Origin of the sequence: Rhizobium sp. S163, from assembly GCF_030380805.1 — a bacterium.
Lineage (GTDB): Bacteria > Pseudomonadota > Alphaproteobacteria > Rhizobiales > Rhizobiaceae > Rhizobium.
In genome coordinates this window covers 107,834-125,617 of the sequence record NZ_JAUDSA010000014.1, presented here as the reverse complement: position 1 = coordinate 125,617, position 17,784 = coordinate 107,834, and the positions used below count along the sequence as shown (strand labels likewise).

16 protein-coding genes are annotated in these 17,784 nt (G+C 56.0%); 8 read left to right on the top strand and 8 right to left on the bottom strand.

Annotated elements, in window-relative coordinates; translation table 11 throughout:
* Positions 1-828 carry a Ku protein gene (locus tag QTL96_RS13430; RefSeq protein WP_289728018.1) on the top strand — a complete coding sequence of 276 codons (828 nt, stop codon included), beginning with the start codon at positions 1-3 and terminating at the stop codon, positions 826-828.
* Positions 829-1,283: 455 nt separating this feature from the next.
* Here the strand turns inward: QTL96_RS13430 and QTL96_RS13425 are convergent, their stop codons facing one another.
* Together QTL96_RS13425 and ligD are read right to left on the bottom strand one after the other, a co-directional pair.
* Positions 1,284-1,712 carry a hypothetical protein gene (locus QTL96_RS13425; RefSeq protein ID WP_289728017.1) on the bottom strand — a complete coding sequence of 143 codons (429 nt, stop codon included), beginning with the start codon at positions 1,710-1,712 and terminating at the stop codon, positions 1,284-1,286.
* A 189-nt stretch (positions 1,713-1,901) separates the two neighbouring features.
* On the bottom strand, positions 1,902-4,559 hold the full coding sequence (gene ligD, locus QTL96_RS13420; protein WP_289728016.1) for a DNA ligase D: 2,658 nt from the start codon (positions 4,557-4,559) through the stop codon (positions 1,902-1,904).
* A 162-nt stretch (positions 4,560-4,721) separates the two neighbouring features.
* On the opposite strand from ligD, the gene QTL96_RS13415 reads away from it, so the two are divergent.
* A complete protein-coding gene (locus QTL96_RS13415; protein WP_112943054.1) occupies positions 4,722-4,913 on the top strand; it encodes a CsbD family protein in 192 nt (63 codons plus the stop codon).
* A gap of 361 nt (positions 4,914-5,274) precedes the next feature.
* On the opposite strand, the gene QTL96_RS13410 is transcribed toward QTL96_RS13415, so the two are convergent.
* Positions 5,275-5,532, bottom strand: coding sequence for a hypothetical protein (locus tag QTL96_RS13410; RefSeq protein ID WP_289728015.1), 258 nt, complete (start codon positions 5,530-5,532; stop codon positions 5,275-5,277).
* A gap of 862 nt (positions 5,533-6,394) precedes the next feature.
* The gene (locus QTL96_RS13405; RefSeq protein ID WP_289728014.1) at positions 6,395-7,471 is read right to left on the bottom strand and encodes a DNA topoisomerase IB; all 1,077 of its coding nucleotides are present in this window, start codon (positions 7,469-7,471) and stop codon (positions 6,395-6,397) included.
* Positions 7,472-7,858: 387 nt separating this feature from the next.
* Between QTL96_RS13405 and QTL96_RS13400 the strand changes: the two genes are divergently transcribed.
* The 4 genes from QTL96_RS13400 to catE all read left to right on the top strand — a co-directional run bounded on the left by QTL96_RS13400 (position 7,859) and on the right by catE (position 12,017).
* Positions 7,859-8,392 (top strand): DUF4142 domain-containing protein, encoded by a 534-nt coding sequence (locus tag QTL96_RS13400; protein WP_289728013.1) that lies wholly within the window; start codon positions 7,859-7,861, stop codon positions 8,390-8,392.
* 159 nt (positions 8,393-8,551) lie between these two features.
* Positions 8,552-9,097: a response regulator gene (locus QTL96_RS13395; protein WP_289728012.1), complete on the top strand. Its 546-nt coding sequence runs from the start codon at positions 8,552-8,554 to the stop codon at positions 9,095-9,097.
* Between the two features lie 189 nt (positions 9,098-9,286).
* A complete protein-coding gene (locus tag QTL96_RS13390) occupies positions 9,287-9,790 on the top strand; it encodes a ferritin-like domain-containing protein (RefSeq protein WP_289728011.1) in 504 nt (167 codons plus the stop codon).
* Positions 9,791-9,866: 76 nt separating this feature from the next.
* Positions 9,867-12,017, top strand: coding sequence for a catalase C (catE, locus tag QTL96_RS13385; protein WP_289728010.1), 2,151 nt, complete (start codon positions 9,867-9,869; stop codon positions 12,015-12,017).
* A 589-nt stretch (positions 12,018-12,606) separates the two neighbouring features.
* On the opposite strand, the gene QTL96_RS13380 is transcribed toward catE, so the two are convergent.
* From QTL96_RS13380 to QTL96_RS13375, 3 genes are all read right to left on the bottom strand, one after another.
* Positions 12,607-12,915 carry a hypothetical protein gene (locus tag QTL96_RS13380; RefSeq protein WP_289728009.1) on the bottom strand — a complete coding sequence of 103 codons (309 nt, stop codon included), beginning with the start codon at positions 12,913-12,915 and terminating at the stop codon, positions 12,607-12,609.
* A 341-nt stretch (positions 12,916-13,256) separates the two neighbouring features.
* Positions 13,257-13,568, bottom strand: a complete 312-nt coding sequence (locus tag QTL96_RS31265) for a BA14K family protein (RefSeq protein WP_354669136.1) — start codon at positions 13,566-13,568, stop codon at positions 13,257-13,259.
* 504 nt (positions 13,569-14,072) lie between these two features.
* A complete protein-coding gene (locus QTL96_RS13375; RefSeq protein WP_113199187.1) occupies positions 14,073-14,330 on the bottom strand; it encodes a GlsB/YeaQ/YmgE family stress response membrane protein in 258 nt (85 codons plus the stop codon).
* A 935-nt stretch (positions 14,331-15,265) separates the two neighbouring features.
* Here QTL96_RS13375 and QTL96_RS13370 point away from each other — a divergent pair.
* Positions 15,266-15,499 carry a hypothetical protein gene (locus QTL96_RS13370; RefSeq protein ID WP_289728008.1) on the top strand — a complete coding sequence of 78 codons (234 nt, stop codon included), beginning with the start codon at positions 15,266-15,268 and terminating at the stop codon, positions 15,497-15,499.
* Between the two features lie 157 nt (positions 15,500-15,656).
* Here the strand turns inward: QTL96_RS13370 and QTL96_RS13365 are convergent, their stop codons facing one another.
* On the bottom strand, positions 15,657-16,553 hold the full coding sequence (locus tag QTL96_RS13365) for a LysR substrate-binding domain-containing protein (RefSeq protein WP_289728007.1): 897 nt from the start codon (positions 16,551-16,553) through the stop codon (positions 15,657-15,659).
* 100 nt (positions 16,554-16,653) lie between these two features.
* Between QTL96_RS13365 and QTL96_RS13360 the strand changes: the two genes are divergently transcribed.
* On the top strand, positions 16,654-17,523 hold the full coding sequence (locus QTL96_RS13360) for an NmrA family NAD(P)-binding protein (protein ID WP_289728006.1): 870 nt from the start codon (positions 16,654-16,656) through the stop codon (positions 17,521-17,523).
* Positions 17,524-17,784: the final 261 nt, after the last annotated feature.

Genomic DNA, 17,784 nt, shown 5'->3' with positions numbered 1-17,784 from the left:
ATGGCTCCACGGCGTCCGTACTGGAAAGGCTATTTGAAGCTCTCTCTCGTCACCTGTCCCGTGGCGATGGTCCCGGCGACCTCAGAAAGCGAGAAAGTGCGGTTTCATACGCTCAACGAAAAGACCGGCAATCGGGTTGTTTCGCGGTACACTGACAGTGTCACGGGCAAACCGGTCAAAGATAAGGACGAGGTCAAGGGATACGAGCGCGGCGAAGGTGATTACGTCATACTTTCCGATGAAGAACTGGAATCCGTCGAACTGGAGAGCGTCCGCACCATCGACATCGAGAAATTTGTGCCGCGGGAGAAGATCGAGTGGATTTATCTCGACACACCGTTCTATCTGACCTCGAATGAGAAAATAGGAGACGAAGCTTTTGCTGTCATTCGAGAGGCCATGAAGGCTAAGGGCGTCGTCGGCGTCGCTCGCGTAGTCCTCGGGCGTCGCGAACGTGCCGTGATCCTCGAACCTCGCGACAACGGTATTGTCGTGTGGTCTCTCAGATTTGGTGACGAAGTCCGGCCGGAAGGAGAATATTTCACTGGCATAAATAAGGCTTCGGACACCAAAGGCCTCGCCGCACTCGAAAAGGTCATCGAGAAGCGAACACAAAAATGGTCGCCAGCCATGGCGTCAGATCCTATCCAGAATAGCTTACTGAAGCTTATCGCGTCAAAGAAGAAGGCTCACAAGCCCTCGAGCAAAGGGGCATCTGGATCGAAAAAGGCCCATGATGAAACGCAGAGCAACGTCGTTAACATAATGGATGCGTTAAAGAAGTCGGTTCAGAAAGAAATGAAGTCGCGCAAGTCCGCTCAACGCTAAGGGGCGTCGCTCTTTTCGGCTGCTTCGCGCGCGGATCGAAGTCGGTCTGTCTTCTTTTTTCGAGCATCGGCTTCTGACGCTATCGTGGCCATAGCGATTTCGTGTGTTGCTGCGAACCGGTCACGACGTTCTTGGGATGTGAGCGAATTCCGGCGGCGGACATCTTCATGATTGCTTTCAGACATAAACGTAACTTGTCGGCCTCCTGCTGTTTGGCAAGGATTAGTGCGCTACCGTACAAAGGTTCCACCTTGGTTGCGAATTGGAGAGACCATAGGAAGGACGGGTGTTTTGCGGACCGCGCGCCAGGCATGAAGTCGAGCGGTGCGCTGCACGAAGAAAAACCCACGACGTGGAGGCGTGGGCTTTTCACTTCTCTGCTGTTGAGGGGGTAGCAGAGTGAATCGGGTCCCCGAGTTCAACAGGCCCGTTCAGTGAGAGAACGAGGAGCTCAGTTAAAGGTTCCTTGGTTCGTCATCGTTTTCTGGTTCTTGGCTTAGAGAGAAGGATTGCTCTGCCAACTCGTCAATCGCCCGCAGCAGATCGTTTTGCGTTGCTTCCGGATCCGCTCTCACGCCAAGATCTCTTTCGACGTCGCTTTGCGGCGAAGGGTTGACCTCGCCATATGTTGAAATCTGCGTTTCGTGCTCTGTGCCAGGGAATGGCTCTGAAGCAAATTTCCCAGCGACCGGCTCGCGGGCTCTCGAGGCGACGTCTTTCATTTCGATTCGACCATCGATCCATTGCTCAATCAATTCCATGAACCGTGCATCGCCGTCTATAGGGATGCCGAGATCACGGTATTTCGTCGCTGATTTCAAGAATATCAGGCGCCGCCGTTCTCTCTGAGACAGCTTCGAAAGATCGTCGAGGGAGTGGGACATTGGCGTTTGCCTGACGGAGATGCGCACGAGAGGAAGAGAATGGGTTGCCACAAGTGCCGATACACGAACCATGATTGTCCGTGGCTTAGGAGAGCCGAAGGCGACAACTTTCGATGAGACTATCCTCAATATGGGCGCTTAAGATTTCGCTAACATAATGTCCAAATCGTCATTGTCGCGACCACTCAATCAATCAGACGGCCTGCCTTTGCCCTTGTTTAATCGCTTGATCGCCTGCTCCAGCGACCGCTGGCCGTCGCAATAGTCCTGCCACGCAGTGCTATTCTTGAGGATACCTGGCACCGTTCTGATCGTGAACCGCTTCGGATCAAGTCCTACCTTGACCTGCGTCCAGTTGAGCGGCATCGACACTGTTGCTCCGGGTCGGGCTCTTGGAGAAAGCGGTGCGACCGCAGTCGAGGTACGGTCATTTCGAAGGTAATCCAGGAAAATGCGCCCATTTCGCAGGCTCTTCGTCATTTTGATCAAATAGCGGTCCGGGTTGTCTCTGGCCATTTCCTGACAAACGTCATGCGCGAAGGCCTTCCCTTCGTCCCACGTAAGCTTCTTGCCTTTCGGCACCGACAATGGCGTCACGACATGGAGACCCTTGCCGCCGGTTGTCTTGCAGAAGCTTACGAGGCCGAGCTCCTCCAGTCGATCTCGTATCTCGCGGGCTCCTTCTATGACAGTCTCGAAGTCGACGTCAGGGCCGGGGTCGAGATCGAACACCAATCGACCCGGCACCTCGGGAAGATTGGGTTCGCAATTCCAGGGATGCAGCTCTGTACCCCCGATCTGGGCGATGGCCGCCAATCCTTCGACGCGGTCAATCTGCAGGTAGGGCTGTTTATCGCCCGACACTTCAACCTGCTCGATCAGGTTCGACGTTCCCTGCATCGCATGCCGCTGAAAGAACTGTTCGCCCGCGATACCGTCTGGCGTGCGAATGATCGAACAGGGCCGTCCCTTTATGTGATCGATCAGCCATGAACCCACGGCCTCGTAGTAGTGTGCCAAATCAACCTTGGTGACCGGATTCTTGTCCAGAGCATCGGGCCACAGTGGTTTATCAGGGCTGGATATCAGGACGCCCATGACATCGACTTTCGTTCCCTTCCGGAATTTCGACGACTTGGGCGGTTTCGGTGCTTCCGTCTCAGGATCCGGAACATCGGTTTCGTCGGGGCTCGCGGGCTGCTCTGCCTCAACCTCATCAGCAGGCTTGTCTTCGCGCAAACCTTTGAACGCGGCTTGTCGGACCTGGCCGTCCCCTGTCCATCCCGCAAACTCGATTTCGGCAACCAGTTCGGGCTTGAGCCAAATGATATCTGGCGTCTTCTTCGGAGCGCCGATGCCGGTGAACGGAGACTTTTCTGTCTCGAGGTTTCTCAGTTTCGGCAATAATTTGTCGACAACGCTCGCCCTGTAGCCGGTTCCGACGCGGCCGACATAGACGAAGTGGTCGCCGCGGTTGACACCGACCAGCAGGGAACGAAATTTGCCGTTGGCGGTGGCATATGCACCAACCACCACTTCGTGCCCTGCTCGGCATTTTGATTTCGCCCATGTCTTCGTTCGTCCCGACACGTAAGTAGCGTCGGCCTTCTTCGAGACTATGCCTTCAAGCGACAACTTGCAGGCCGATTTCAAAACCGCGTCACCGCCGGTCTCAAAATGTTCGACGAAGCGTATACGCGGGTCCTCTCCTGCCTCCGACAGAAGAGCAGCCAACCGCTCTTTTCGCTCTGTCAGCGCCAAACCGCGAAGGTCTTGCCCTCCAGCAAACATGAGATCGAAGGCGAAGAAGACGAGATCGTCGGTCTTCCCCTCTGACAACGATGCCTGCAATGCCGCAAAATCCGGTGCACCGTTCTCGTCGAGAGCACATATCTCGCCGTCGATTATCGCGTCCGGCAGACCTTCGCCAGAACCTGCGATAGCAGGATACTTTCTGGTCCAATCGAGGCCCTTGCGGGTCTTGAGAGTGACCTCACCACCTTGGATGCGCATCTGGATGCGATAGCCGTCGAACTTGATCTCGTGAAGCCAGCCTTTGGCCGACGGCGGTCGCTCCAATGTTTCGCAGAGCTGCGGCTCAATAAAGAGTGGCATCGCAGACGAAGCCGCCTTGGTCGCAGATTTCGGCTTTTCCTTGCTGCCTGCCTTTCGTTCGTCGGCGGCAAGGCCTTCGCTGCTATCCCAGACCGCATCTGCCTCGACGGCAACACCTGATGTCATGAACGGCTTTGGCTTTCGGCCTTTACCGGATGCGATGGCATCCATGGTCCGTCCGGAGGCAACAGACGTCTTATTCTCGTCGAGCACCGCCGCGCCGTCTTTGTCGACGGAGAAATCATCCTGGTGTTTGATCAGAAGCCAGTTGGTTCGCTTCTCACCTTCCCTTCCACGCATACGCACAAGGACAAAGCTACCATGCAGCCGTTCGCCTTCAAGGCTGAATTTGAAATCGCCTTTGGCGAGCGCCTGCTCCGGCGTCTTGTCTCCCTCTGGCTCCCAGTAGCCGCGATCCCAGAGCATAACCGTGCCCCCACCATACTGACCCTTGGGGATCGTGCCTTCGAAATCACCGTAGTCGAGCGGGTGATCCTCGACCTCTACCGCCAGACGTTTGTCTTGCGGATCGAGCGATGGTCCTTTGGTGACCGCCCAAGATTTAAAGACCCCGTCCAATTCCAGCCTGAGGTCGTAGTGGAGGCGAGTGGCATCGTGCTTCTGGATGATAAAGCGTCGGCGGTTCGAGGATTTCACCTGTGCCTCTCCGCTAGGCTCAGCGGTCTTCTTGAAATCCCGTTTTGCACGATATTTGGAGAGGTTGTCGGCCATAGCTTCTTCCCGCAATCGATTACGAATCGGAATGCCCAGAATGCAACATCGGTTCCATCGAAAATCGGGGCGACGTCCGCTTCTCAACGTTGGCGCGGAACGAACTGCTCGGACAGAGGTTCACCTTCGAGAGGCAATCAGGCCTCGCAAAGGAGTTTTCATATGGGCAGCACAGCTGACAAGATTTCCGGTAAGGCCAATGAACTCGCTGGCAAGGCTCGCCAAGGTGTCGGCGAAGCGACCAATGACCGTGAGATGCAAGCGAAGGGTATGGCACAGGAAGCCAAGGGTGACGCCCAGCAGGCAAAGGGCGAGGCCAAGGACGCTGTCAAGAAGGTCGTCGACAAGGCATGATGCTTTGGACTGACGGACTGGTTCGCTGGAAGTGCTACCCCAGCGGACCAGTTAAACGCCAACAGATCGCGCGCTCGCAAGTCTCAACGGGCGCAATGGCGTGATATTATAATGCTATAGTCGATCCATTTCACGCCACGCTTGAAAACGTGGCATCATCATCTTTTTGTCGGTGTAGTGTCAACAAGCCGAAGCCATTTCGGCCTAGCTCGGCGGCAACTTCCGAAGCTGTTGTTGGAAACCCTGTGGCTGCGGTTCTATCTAAAACTGCAACCTGGACTCTCAAAGTCGAAATCGTGCGTTCCACCAAAATGAGTGACGCCCAGTCTGCACGAAGAGAGGACCGAGGTTGTCGCTTCTGTCAGCTTAGCTTCGCCGGCCCCTCGGCAGCAAGTGTCTCACCGATGCTTGCTCCTTCGCCGCTCCCTGCGGATAAGGATGTCCCATGAGCGGCAATCAGGTCATTCATCATCCTCTCCGCGAAGATAACTGCGTTCTCATCATCGTGAACACTATCGGCTGACATGCGGACAGTAACAAGCTCATTGCCCTCCCCGTGAAACTCGACCGTGATCGTGCCCTCGGTCGTTCTTGCCACATTTGTACCTACTAAGCGCATCCGCAATCTCCTTCGCGTCGGCAACGCGATCAATAGGACCGGTCGCGCGTATGAAAGCTCTTGGTCATCACTTAGTTCCATCGGAGTCAGACCGCCTTTCGCCATTGGCTTTTTCCCCCGCTGGATCGGGCCAAGGCGATCTGAACGTCAGAAGGGCCAGTTCCCATCCTCCCGGCGGCCACGTCGTTGGCCACGACAGGCGAACGCCGCGTTGCGGAAGCAGTTCCGCCTTTATCTTGCACTACGCCGAAGTTGGTACATGGCTCGGCGCAACCTTTCGCCGTCGCAGAGATTGATAGGTCGCCGAACCCCACGTCCGTTAGCCTGTTCGGACGTTCGGCCACAGAGGAGGGTCGCCTAACATCGGCCCTCCTCGCTAGCCATTTCTCGGGTTGCCTGTCCCTACTTTGGGACCTCTCATGTTGAAAGGCAGTTTTTCATCAGTGGCACACGTAAGGTGAGGCTGCACCGTTCGCAATCCAGATTTGGTCAGCACATCAGAGCAAGAGTCCTGCTGGCACGCGAAAATCAGCAGAAGGAGGTTTCCTGGACCTAGCAGGGGTCCCGTGAGGTTCCAGCCAACTCATCCGGCATCATGCCGGGTGCTCGAATCCCGGTTTACGATGTCCTCGACCGACGAAAGGCCAAGTCCGGTGTCGGAACCATTTCTTGGATCGACGGCAACGAGCTGTTGCCGAAGGAGTTCGAGCTTCGGCCAAGATCCTGCTCGAAAGCGTGGTGCGGATGGTTCACCGCCGGGTGATGCTCCCTTCTCCTGGGATCCGGCGCCCACCCTTTGCAGTAGTCGAACGATGCGAAGGTCTACAAGATGGGTTGCTTCCGACATGCTTTATCTAGAAACCTAGCTGGAGGGCTCTGATAATCCTCGCTTATTAAGCCAACGCAGAACCCGTATTTCTTCATCGTCAAGCCATGTCAGCAACCGCTTGCTCTTTGATTTCAGTTTTAGAATATCTTTCAACTGCCCGGCTTCGAAGTCTTCAAAGACCGCGGGATGTATGTATGAAGAACGGCAGACAGAGCGCGTGTTGACGAGCTTTGAGGCAACGAGATCGATTGCTTCGTTGAGCTGGCGAGCAAGGGCCCGGTTCGTGGTGGCCACCTCTACTGACGCCAGCGCTTCCACAGCCATACATGTCGCGCCCCAGGTTCTAAATTGCCGGGAGCTGAAATCCTCGCCGGTGACTTCCTTTATATACGCGTTTACGTCGTTCGAGGAAATTTGCCGGCATCCCCCATCGTCGCAGATATATTGAAATAGCTGTTGGCCCGGGAGTTCCTGCAGCTTTCGCACAACATTCGCGATCCTGCGGTCGCTGTGAGCCAAGTTCCATTCTTTGCCCGACTTTCCTTTGAACCGGAATTTTACGCTTCCGCCTTCGACTTTGACGTGGCGGCGCCTGAGTGTCGTCAGGCCGAACGAGTTGTTTGTCTCAGCGTAAGCGGCATTGCCGATCCTGATATAAAGATTGTCGAGCATCCAAACGACTGTCGCTAACGCCTTATCCATGTTTAAGCCACGCGAGCGCAGATCCGAATCGACCCTCTCGCGCAGATCAGGCAACCGGCTGGCGAAATCGGCAAGTCGTTCAAATTTCGCCTTGCCGCGCTCGGCGTGCCAGTCCGGATGGTAGCGATACTGGCGACGTCCTCGGGCGTCCGTTCCAATCGCCTGTAGGTGAGAGAATGGATTGGTCGAAATGATCACGTTCGAATAAGCTGGAGGGATAGCAAGCGCGTCGAGCCGCTTGACCTCGGCACTATCAGTAATCCTGCGACCGTCGGGCCGGTAGTAGAGGAACCCTCTTTTGCCCTGTCTGCGGGTTATGCCAGTCTCCAGTCCTGGTACATAAACCAGGCCGGACGAGAGCTTAGTCTCAGCTGCGATCGTGTCAATTTCGGTTAGAACGGTATCCATTTTCCTGAAACTCAAACTTGGCGGGTAGGTTCCGCCCACGACCGATCAACACGACCAGGGCGACACTTCGACGTTTCGGGGTATTTCGTTTCTCGTCGCAGACACTCGAACAATCGCCATGTTGACCGTCGGCCATCGCGTCCGCTTGGCGCGTTGTTGATCTCACCTGACATGAGGAATGTTTGAATCATGAGGACGTTCCCGATCAAACTCTCGATGTCCGCTGGAGGACAAATTGTCAGCGTGGCGATCTGAATTTGAAGGGGGTTCGTCTTCGGGAACGGCCGGTCATAGCCTTGCAAAGCGCAAAAGGTCGGCCTCTGTGGAACGATCATGGGAGCTCTAGGTTAAGGGGGCTCTCGAACCGCCTAACAGGAGCACCCCGCAATGAAAATCGCCCTCGCCGCTGCCGGCCTCGCGGTCATTCTCGCATCGCCTGTTCTTGCCCAGTCCGCAGCTGAAAAGACCGGCGTCAACTCCGTAATGGGCGTTGCGCCCAAGACCGAAGACTTCGTGACCGAAGCTGCGAGTTCTGACATGTTCGAAATTGAATCCAGCAAGCTTGCTGTCGAGCGTTCGCAAGATTCAGCCACGAAGAGTTTCGCTCAGCAGATGATCACTGATCATACGAAAACGTCGGATGAGTTGAAGGCCATGGTTACAGGCGGCAAGGTGAAAGCCAAGATCCCTTCCTCGATGAGTTCGGCGCAGCAGAGCATGCTCGACGACCTTAAGAAGTTGAATGGCGAGGACTTTGCAAAGCAGTATCGCTCGGAACAGGAGGACGCGCATGAGGATGCGGTCGATCTGTTCAAGAGGTACGGCGAGGAAGGCGAGAACTCTGATCTCAAGGCGTGGGCTGCGAAAACACGCCCTGCCCTAGAACATCACTTGATGATGGCGAAGGACTTGAACAAGTAAGATCAAACTAGACCCTCAATTGACCGGACGGGCTGCCTTGAGGCATCAGGGCATGCCAATGCGCCTCGCCATTGCGCAGCCGTCACAAGCTGATGGGCAGCACGAGCCGGTCTTGCATCAGTTAACACGAGAAATCCACCACGCCTGCGAGAAACGATCATGGACGAGAACAGGAACGATTGGACTGCCGCTCGGGCGTACTCCCTTTGGGAGCAGGCCGGACGCCCCTTTGGTCAAGACGAGAAACACTGGTCACAAGCGGTACTCGAACGAAATCTGCTCGAGCGCACACGCGCTTCGAGCGACGGCGCTGAAGTCATCTCGCGCGCGCGTCAAAACGGGAGCGACAGTAGCAAGAGCCGGAGTATCCTTATTGTCGAGGATGATCCCCAGCTTCGATTCAACTTCGTCGATTTCTTCGACCAAGCGGGATACAAGACGTTTGAAGCAGGCAACGCCGACGAAGCGTTGGTCCATCTCAAGAACGACGAAATTGATATCCTTTTCACCGACGTCGATATGCCTGGCAGCTTGGATGGCCTTGGCTTGGCGGCAAAGGTCCGATCTCACTGGCCAGATACCAAAATCATTGTGACGTCAGGGCTTATCACACTCGCACATCATGACGACGACTTGGGGATCTCGTTTCTAGCCAAGCCCACCTCTGGATTCGAGTTGCTCGGGTTGATTGATCCGGATCGCTAGGTCGGAGCCGACGGTCATTCACCGTGAGCGGCGATCGATCGATGAGTTGGACCAAATTGTTCAGGTCCGTCCGGTAGCGGACAGGAACCAACGCATCGCAGGAAGGTTAGATACCGTCCCTGCAGAAACACGGTTGCACGTTTAACGCGCGGCGGCCGTCATGGGACGAACAAATCAACGGAGGATATGATGGCACCGATAAAGACACTCGACGACCTCTTTCTCGACACCCTTAAAGACATATATTTCGCCGAAAAGCAGGTGCTGAAAGCGCTGCCAAAAATGGCCCGCGCCGCACAGTCGGAAGAAGGCAAGGCGGGATTTCTGCAGCACCGCGACGAAACGCAAGGACAGATCGAGCGGCTCGAGCAGGTATTCGACATCCTCGGCAAGTCGGCGCGCGGCAAGACCTGCGAAGCTATCCAAGGCATTCTCGCCGAGGGCGAGGAAATCATGGAAGAATTCAAGGGCTCGCCTGCACTGGATGCCGGTCTCATTTCCTCGGCGCAGGCCGTCGAACATTACGAAATCGCACGGTACGGCACGCTGATCGCGTGGGCAAAGCAGCTTGGTCTAAAGGACGCCGTTCCGCTGCTGGAAGCCACTTTGGCCGAGGAAGAGGCCACTGATAAAAAACTGACGCAGCTTGCCGAGTCGCAAGCTAACGCCGCCGGCAACAGCAAGGCCGCTTGAGGCCCTGAACCGTGAAACCCAAGGCCGCCCGGAGGGCGGCCTTTTCGTAGTTGTCCGTTTAACAAGGGGTATCCACATGGCCAAGCGTCCAGCGAAACCAGCATCCACCGTCTCTTCTGACGTTACCGTTAACATTCACGACCAGCAGCTTCACCGTGGCGCCGGAGGCGAACTCCATCAGTATGCCGAAGGCGACCGAGAGGTGCTTACCACGTCGCAGGGCGGCCCAGTCGCCGACGATCAAAATTCGCTGCGCGTCGGTGCGCGTGGACCACTTCTCGTGGACGACTTTCATTTCCGCGAGAAGATTTTCCACTTTGATCATGAACGCATCCCAGAGCGCGTGGTTCATGCCCGTGGCTATGGCGCCCACGGCTTCTTTGAGACATACGAGAGCCTGTCGGATATCACGCGTGCGGCTGTATTCCAGCGGGCGGGAGAGAAGACGCCCGTGTTCGTACGCTTCTCCACGGTCGCCGGAAACAAAGGGTCTGCCGACCTCGCTCGCGATGTGCGCGGCTTTGCCGTCAAGATGTACACCAAGGAAGGCAACTGGGATCTGGTCGGCAACAACATCCCGGTATTCTTCATTCAGGACGCCATAAAGTTCCCTGACCTTGTCCATGCGGCCAAGCAAGAGCCAGATCGTGCATTCCCGCAGGCACAGACCGCTCACGACAACTTCTGGGATTTCATCAGCCTCACGCCGGAAAGCATGAACATGGTGATGTGGATCATGTCGGACCGGACGATCCCCCGGTCGCTCCGCTTCATGGAGGGCTTCGGCGTCCATACCTTCCGCTTCGTCAACGCCGAGGACAAGTCGACATTCGTAAAATTTCACTGGAAGCCGAAGCTGGGTCTGCAATCAGTGGCCTGGAACGAGGCGGTCAAGATCAATGGCGCCGATCCGGACTTCCATCGCCGCGACCTTTGGAACGCGATCCAGTCAGGCAACTTCCCGGAATGGGAGCTTGCAGTCCAGCTCTTTGACCAGGACTTTGCCGATGAGTTCGACTTCGACATTCTCGACCCCACTAAGATTATTCCGGAGGAGATATTGCCAGTCAAGCCAATAGGCCGCCTGGTGCTCGATCGAATGCCCGATAACTTCTTCGCCGAGACGGAGCAGGTCGCATTCATGACGCAGAACGTTCCACCGGGTATCGACTTCAGCAACGATCCGCTGCTGCAGGGCCGAAACTTCTCCTATCTCGATACCCAGTTGAAACGCCTCGGTGGCCCGAATTTCACGCACCTTCCGATCAACGCGCCGAAGTGTCCCATGCATAATTTTCAGCAGGATGGCCACATGGCAATGCGCAACCCTGTCGGCCGGACGAACTACCAGCCCAATTCACGCGGCGAAGGCCCACGGGAATCCCCCACTCAAGGCTATCGGCACTTTCCCGCCGAGGAGCAAGGCCAGAAGGTGCGGCTGCGTCCTGAGAGCTTTGCGGACCACTACAGCCAGGCTCGGCAGTTCTTCATCAGCCAGACCGGAGCCGAACAGCGCCACATCGCGATGGCCCTCACCTTCGAACTCAGCAAGGTCGAGAATGTGGCAATCCGTGAACGGATGGTGTCCCATCTATTGAACATCGACGAGACACTTGCGACCACGGTTGCGCAGAAGCTCGGGTTCCAGTCGATGCCAAAACCGGCCGACGCTGCCATGCCTACTCGTCAGGATCTGGAGCCCTCGCCCGCGCTCAGCATTGTTGAGCGCGGACCCAAGCGGTTTGAAGGACGTAAGCTCGGCATCCTCGTTTCCGATGGTGTCGACGCGAAGCTTCTAAAGGCAATAACGAAGGCAGTTGTCGCCGAAAAGGCCGTCGTGGAGTTGATCGCTCCAAAGGTGGGCGGGGTCACTGCCGACGACGGCAACTTCATCGAGGCAAACCATATGATAGATGGCGGACCGTCGGTGCTGTTCGATGCGGTTGTCGTTCTAACGTCGCATCAGGCAATCGACGATCTCGTCAAGGAAGCCGCCGCCCGCGACTTTGTCGCTGACGCTTTCCAACACTGCAAGTATATCGGGTACGATCAGTCCGCCATCCCGCTGTTGGAAAAAGCTGGAATTGCCAGCGAGGTCGACGAGGGCACGGTCCAGTTGTCAGGTGGCAAGGACGTCGCGGCCTTTATCGAGGATCTCGGCAAGCTCCGTGTGTGGGGACGCGAGCCGTCTGTAAAGCTTGGGAAAGCTTCGCCGCAGATCACCTGAACTGAAACAGTTCGGGCGCGGAGTGATCCGCGCCCGTTGAACATTTCGAAGAAAAGCTTCGAAGTTACTTCGAATTCTTGTGGCTCTGCTCACCAGCCTTTACGTGCTGCTCATGTGAGCCGCCCTGCTTGCCAGACGAACTTGCACTCTTCGTCGTGGAAGATGCACTCTTGGTTGATCCTGGTTTGGCGCCGCCTTTGGAATGCGACGTGTCCGTGCCTGTGGATGCCATAACATTCTCCTTCTTGAGAGATCCTCACGATCTCGGTATATGAACTTCCACCCGGCGCTCGTGTTCCAAATGATTTTGAAAAACGCGATGGCTTTTTGGGTCGTTTCGGTTCCGGCAGGCATCGTACTTTTATCATCCCGCCGCCGATGCTTTTCGCCGCAGGCCACCACTCACTTGAGCCGCATTTGCTTCAGCACCTCACTGCCTGCGAGAGAATCGTCATCACGTCAAAAGTGACAAGCTACGCAGGGCTCTCAATGATCGCGACCTTGGGGCCGCGCCACGACCAAGAGAATGATCAGCAATATATGGGCGGGGTGGCCGGAGTTCCGATCGGGGAGCAGCGTGTCCCACCATTCAGCTTCTCGATACGCGTATCGCGCCTAAATCTCCGAAGATCCGATTAACCTTTGCGATCTGCATGGAGGAGATGTCTGCAGACACCTCAACGTCGCCCGCGAGTTGCGCGTCGCTACGGTCGGCGCCGCCTCTTGAAGCGTCGCCACCCGAAACCCTTGATCCTGATGTGTTCTCCTCCACGGTGGATTGGACGAAGACGTCGGGTCTCGAAATACCGAGTTGCTGAACGAGGTGCTCCACGGCGATATCCGCAGTTTCCCGCGTTTCGAATGTCGCTCGGATCGTGACGGTGCTATCATCTGCCATCATGTGTCTCCAGTTGGTTCGTCAGGATAAAACTCCCGCAGCTCGTTCTTGTTGCGAAGTTGCGACCTTTTTTCGGCACTTTACCTTGCGGCCCTTCAAGGCGTTTCTCGCAACGTCCATAGGTGTTGAGCTTGCGGACGTGCGAAGATGGCCCGAACTTTGAGCCTAGCGTGGCGCGATCTCGATCCCGGGAATTTAGGCTTTGGCAATCTCGTCTGTGGTCGCCGTGAGGCTGATAGGAATTTATCTTCACATCTGCTTGACTGATGGCAAGCGGCGCACCATGCCGCCATGGTCTCCTGGAGAGAGGAAGTTTCTACCGTGTGATCCAAATGCTGACCTCAGCCAAATGGCCGTCGCTCAAATGGTGAGGAACAGCTTTTTGTATCACCGCTGAAGGATCTGTAGGTATTTGTCTTCGCGCTAAAGGACCGGTACCGATTGGCACACCAATTCAGATGATCGCTAGAGAAGGTTGCTGCATTGTCGCTCGGCTCTTCGATCTTTTGCTGCCTCTGCGGTGCTGGTCTGGATACGGGAACAGGGGATATCGCATAAGTCGACAAAGCAACGGGCAAACGCTCGAACGACTGCGTGGCCCGATCGATCTTTACCGGTGTCGTGGTCCACAAGTCGGAAGCCCCATGGCTCATGCGTGGTGCACTGTCAGGCGCGCTGACGACGACCGAGGCCACCGACGCTGCACCGAAGGACGCACAAACGGCGCAGGCCAAACCAAAAGCGATAGAGGCGATTGTCTTCATAACGTCCCCGAGAAGTTAACATTCTTCGGGCGGATCAACGCTTCAGAACTTAAACCGTTCAAATTATGTGATAAAAATAGTTAACGCTGGCGCAGAGTGCCGGGATACAAAACGAGGAGCGACTTCAAAGCTGCAACGCTCACGACACTAGGGAAACATGATCTCGCTTCGGCTGTTGTCAGCGGGAACGCGGTGCGCGTCGCCGGCGACCAAGGGCGTGCTGGTCCCTCAGTGTTGCTTTTCGAACGTTTCAGCGACTTAAAGAAGCAAATTGTCGAGCTATTGAAAAGGAGGCTTCAGGTTCGAGGACGCGCGCTCGAACGCGTTGTTTCGAAGCCGATGTTTGGAAATTTTCGGGGGATGCGGCGGCCGAAGACCGCCGCATCATAGCATTCAAGCGGTTCGCCGAACCATTCGTGCAACGGCGATGAGTATGCATGCGCCGATGAAGCCCGCGATCAGATAACCGAGCCAACCGCCCAGCACGATGCCAAACAGGGAGAGAATGAAGTTGGCGACGACCGCCCCCACGATACCGAGTAGGATGTTCATAAGGACACCCATGCTTGATTTCATAAACATCTCAGCGAGCCAACCGGCTATACCTCCGATGATAATTGCCGCTATCCAGCCAATACCTGCATCTTCCATGACGAATTTCCCCTGAACGATTGATTTCAACAAACGCAAGAACGTGCGCTACAACCAATTTGTTCCAGATGTGGCCCAAAGCGCCGAAAATGACCGCTTTGGCAGGACGATTCCGGATGCCTTTACGTGCAGGCGCTCTAACGCGGAAACCGGTGGTATCTCGGAAAAATTTGAACGTCTTTGTCAGAGAGCGAACTGCGGGACACCGACATTGCTCCTTGTCGACCCGGCAAAAGGCGGCGGAGCGCCTTACGGCTTACTTTCTCGATAGACAGTGCAAAACCCAAGCGGTGCGCGAGCTAACCATTTAGTGGGATCTTGCAGGACGTGCCGTGTCGACCCACCCGCGTTCTCGGCAATATTTCGCCCCTGCGCGAACGGCCGCCTTCCGGTTCTCGAAGGGGCCAAGCATTTTCACAGTATCGCGGAAACTAACAACCAACGTGCGGTCAACCAGGTCGAACACAAGCTGCATTCCATCTTGACGCTCAACGGTCGGAGAGTTGCTGGGTTTCCAAAAAAAATTAGAACATCGCGCCGACGATTGTCGCATAGTCCCTGGTGAGGGATCTCAACAATTCCGACGTTAGAGCCGCTGCCGCTTCATCCGGGACGGAAGAGTGTCGTTCTTTCGGACGAGCCGGGTCTTTCAGAACCGTGCAGCCGCTCTTTACACCATTGGTGGCGATTTACGCTTGATGGCCGATCATACCAAAAGGCGCTTTCGGCATTGTGGAATGAGAAGCCGGTCGTTGGCCCAGCGATGTTGTCGTGCGGGCTCCGTAGGTCCAAAGCACGTCGCCCAGCTAACTGGGTCAATGTGGGCTTCATATATCGTAAATGCAATGTTTTCGGCGAGATTCTGCATTGGGATTTTGATGCTCGACGGAACAGCTTGCGCCCGATCTCGTTTCCCGCCAAACCGGGGGATCGCAATGAGATACTTTTTCCACATCCGTTCCGACGAAGAATACGACGCGGATGTCGAAGGGATCGAGCTTCCTTCGTTAGAAGCTGCGATAAATGAAGCCACACTCTCCGCAAGAGAAATAGTTGCGGAACGTGTTCTTCGCGATCAACGCATCGATCATATGCGGTTCGAGATCGCAGACGGCCAAGAGCAGATCCTTGGGGTAGTCTATTTTCGTAACGTCGTTAAGATGGACTAGCGCCTTGCCTTCCACCGCAACAAGATCCAACCATCGTTCAAGGAGAGAATTCTGGCGCCGCGCTGAGCTTTCAGTCATGGATCTGGCACCTGGAAGCCTGAAATCGTCAATCAGTAGTGACCGGGTTGGAGGCCATCCGGTCTCTTTGTCTTAGATTTCATCCATCGATGTAGGCGGATAGCTCGTCGGGCTTGCCATTAGGAAAGGCACTCTTCAAGTGATCAAGGAAAGCGGACACGCGAGCGCTGAGCAAGCGTCTCGACGGATGAAGTGCCCATAGCCCGATCTCCGAACCCTTGACCTCTCCCCACTTGGCGACCTTGTTCAACGCAATATCCTGACCGACGAGGGAGATTGGTAATAGGGCTGCTCCGATGCCCATCCTGACAGCGTCGCGAACATTCAGCAATGACGAGAGACTGAGGATGGGTTCAATATGGATGGACGTAATCGAACCGGTATCGGTGGTAATGGCCCACGTCTTCGTCGACGCAAGAGAGCCGCGAACAATGGCGGGAACGACGGCGCCGTCCTTTGGGTGCGCCATTCCTGCAGGTGCGACCAAAACCAACCGGTCTCGCAGGAAGACGCGGCCGACGAGGCTTTTGTCAGGATCGGGATCAACGCGGATGACTAGATCATAGCCTTCCTCGATCATATCGACCAGGCGGTCCTCGGTGGTAACCTCCAGCCTCACTTCCGGATACTTGAGAGCAAAGCTGGCGGCGAGTTTTCCCATTGCCGTTTGTGAAAATAGCATCGGTGCACTGATGCGCAGCCTTCCGCGAGGTTTGTCTCCGCCCGCCGCGATCGCGGAGGCCGTCTCATCCAGTTCAGTGAGGAGCGCTCCAGCCCGTTGGTGAAGCGCCCGCCCCTCCTCAGTGAGTTTCAGCATTCTGGCACCTCGTTCAACGAGCCGCAGTCCAAGACTGGCTTCCAGCTCTGCGACCCGTCGAGAGAGGGTGGCTTTAGGACGACCGGTCGCTCTCTCCGCTTTGCCAAAACCGCCATGACGGGCAACCAGAATAAAATCGGCAAGACCAAGGAGATCCATCAGTGTTCCACCAGTGGGACGGGGTGTCTAGATTATCTGTCTGTTGGATCAACAGTGGGCCATTCATATTCGGGTTGTCAACAACCAACGGAGAACTTCCATGACAATCCTCGTAATCGGTGCAACCGGCCGCGTTGGCCGTCATGTCGTCGAGCAGCTTGTTTCCCGCAGCGCCAAGGTGCGTATCCTAACCCGCGATGCTTCGAAGGCGAACGTCCCGATCGACGTCGAAGTGGTCCAAGGTGAGATTCTCGACCTCGATTCACTACGCAACGCATTCAAAGGTGTGCGCACGCTTTTCCTTCTTAATGGCGTAACGGGCGACGAGTTTGCTCAGGCGATCATCGCCCTTAACGTTGCCAGAGAAGCCGGCGTGGAGCGTGTCGTTTACCTGTCGGTCTTCGATGCCGACCGCGCTGTGAACGTTCCGCACTTCGCCGTGAAATCCGGCGCGGAGCGAATGCTCAAGGCGATGGATTTCAGCGCGACGATCCTGCGCCCGAGCTACTTCATCGACAACGAGGTCATGATCAAAGATGTCGTCCTAACTCAGGGCGTCTATCCTATGCCGATCGGCGGCAAGGGTGTCGCGATGGTGGATGCACGCGATATCGCCGAGGTGGCGGCGATTGAACTGATCCGTCGGGACCAAGCGCCTGGAAAGCTGCCAATAGAGACGATCAACCTTGTTGGACCGGAAACGCTCACCGGAGAAGGCCTTGCTGCCATCTGGTCGGACGTTCTCGGTCGTCCCATCATCTACGGTGGCGACGATCCGAGCAGCTTCGAGCGGAACATGGCGACCTTCATGCCGAAATGGACTGCCTATGAAATGCGCCTGATGGCCGAGCGATATGTCAGTGACGGTATGATCCCGGAAAAGGGAGACGTCGAGCGTTTGGTCAAACTGCTTGGTCGGCCGCTGCATTCCTATCGCAGGTTTGCGTCAACTCTGGCGGGGGTCGATTGACAACCACCAAAATAGACAAGCAATTTGGGCGACATGAGGGCCGGACGCGAAGGTCGGCCCTCTGTCCCGGCGCTACCGCCACGCCGGCAGCGCACAAGATCAGCGCTCCAGATCCTCCCACCAATTTAGATGCATGGGAGGGGCACTGCAATTGGTAAGGAGCCCGGGTCGCTGCCTCTCAGCGAGCTTTGCTTTTCGACCGATGTGTCGGAGGTCTCGCTGGCGAATCCTGCGGACATCTCCCTGTTCAAAAGGCAAAGA

Excerpts from the sequence above, each read along its gene's own strand:
- QTL96_RS13430 (WP_289728018.1), top strand. The coding sequence starts at position 1 with ATGGCTCCACGGCGTCCGTACTGGAAAGGCTATTTGAAGCTCTCTCTC.
- QTL96_RS13425 (WP_289728017.1), bottom strand. The coding sequence starts at position 1,712 with ATGTCCCACTCCCTCGACGATCTTTCGAAGCTGTCTCAGAGAGAACGG.
- ligD (WP_289728016.1), bottom strand. The coding sequence starts at position 4,559 with ATGGCCGACAACCTCTCCAAATATCGTGCAAAACGGGATTTCAAGAAG.
- QTL96_RS13415 (WP_112943054.1), top strand. The coding sequence starts at position 4,722 with ATGGGCAGCACAGCTGACAAGATTTCCGGTAAGGCCAATGAACTCGCT.
- QTL96_RS13410 (WP_289728015.1), bottom strand. The coding sequence starts at position 5,532 with ATGCGCTTAGTAGGTACAAATGTGGCAAGAACGACCGAGGGCACGATC.
- QTL96_RS13405 (WP_289728014.1), bottom strand. The coding sequence starts at position 7,471 with ATGGATACCGTTCTAACCGAAATTGACACGATCGCAGCTGAGACTAAG.
- QTL96_RS13400 (WP_289728013.1), top strand. The coding sequence starts at position 7,859 with ATGAAAATCGCCCTCGCCGCTGCCGGCCTCGCGGTCATTCTCGCATCG.
- QTL96_RS13395 (WP_289728012.1), top strand. The coding sequence starts at position 8,552 with ATGGACGAGAACAGGAACGATTGGACTGCCGCTCGGGCGTACTCCCTT.
- QTL96_RS13390 (WP_289728011.1), top strand. The coding sequence starts at position 9,287 with ATGGCACCGATAAAGACACTCGACGACCTCTTTCTCGACACCCTTAAA.
- catE (WP_289728010.1), top strand. The coding sequence starts at position 9,867 with ATGGCCAAGCGTCCAGCGAAACCAGCATCCACCGTCTCTTCTGACGTT.
- QTL96_RS13380 (WP_289728009.1), bottom strand. The coding sequence starts at position 12,915 with ATGGCAGATGATAGCACCGTCACGATCCGAGCGACATTCGAAACGCGG.
- QTL96_RS31265 (WP_354669136.1), bottom strand. The coding sequence starts at position 13,568 with ATGAGCCATGGGGCTTCCGACTTGTGGACCACGACACCGGTAAAGATC.
- QTL96_RS13375 (WP_113199187.1), bottom strand. The coding sequence starts at position 14,330 with ATGGAAGATGCAGGTATTGGCTGGATAGCGGCAATTATCATCGGAGGT.
- QTL96_RS13370 (WP_289728008.1), top strand. The coding sequence starts at position 15,266 with ATGAGATACTTTTTCCACATCCGTTCCGACGAAGAATACGACGCGGAT.
- QTL96_RS13365 (WP_289728007.1), bottom strand. The coding sequence starts at position 16,553 with ATGGATCTCCTTGGTCTTGCCGATTTTATTCTGGTTGCCCGTCATGGC.
- QTL96_RS13360 (WP_289728006.1), top strand. The coding sequence starts at position 16,654 with ATGACAATCCTCGTAATCGGTGCAACCGGCCGCGTTGGCCGTCATGTC.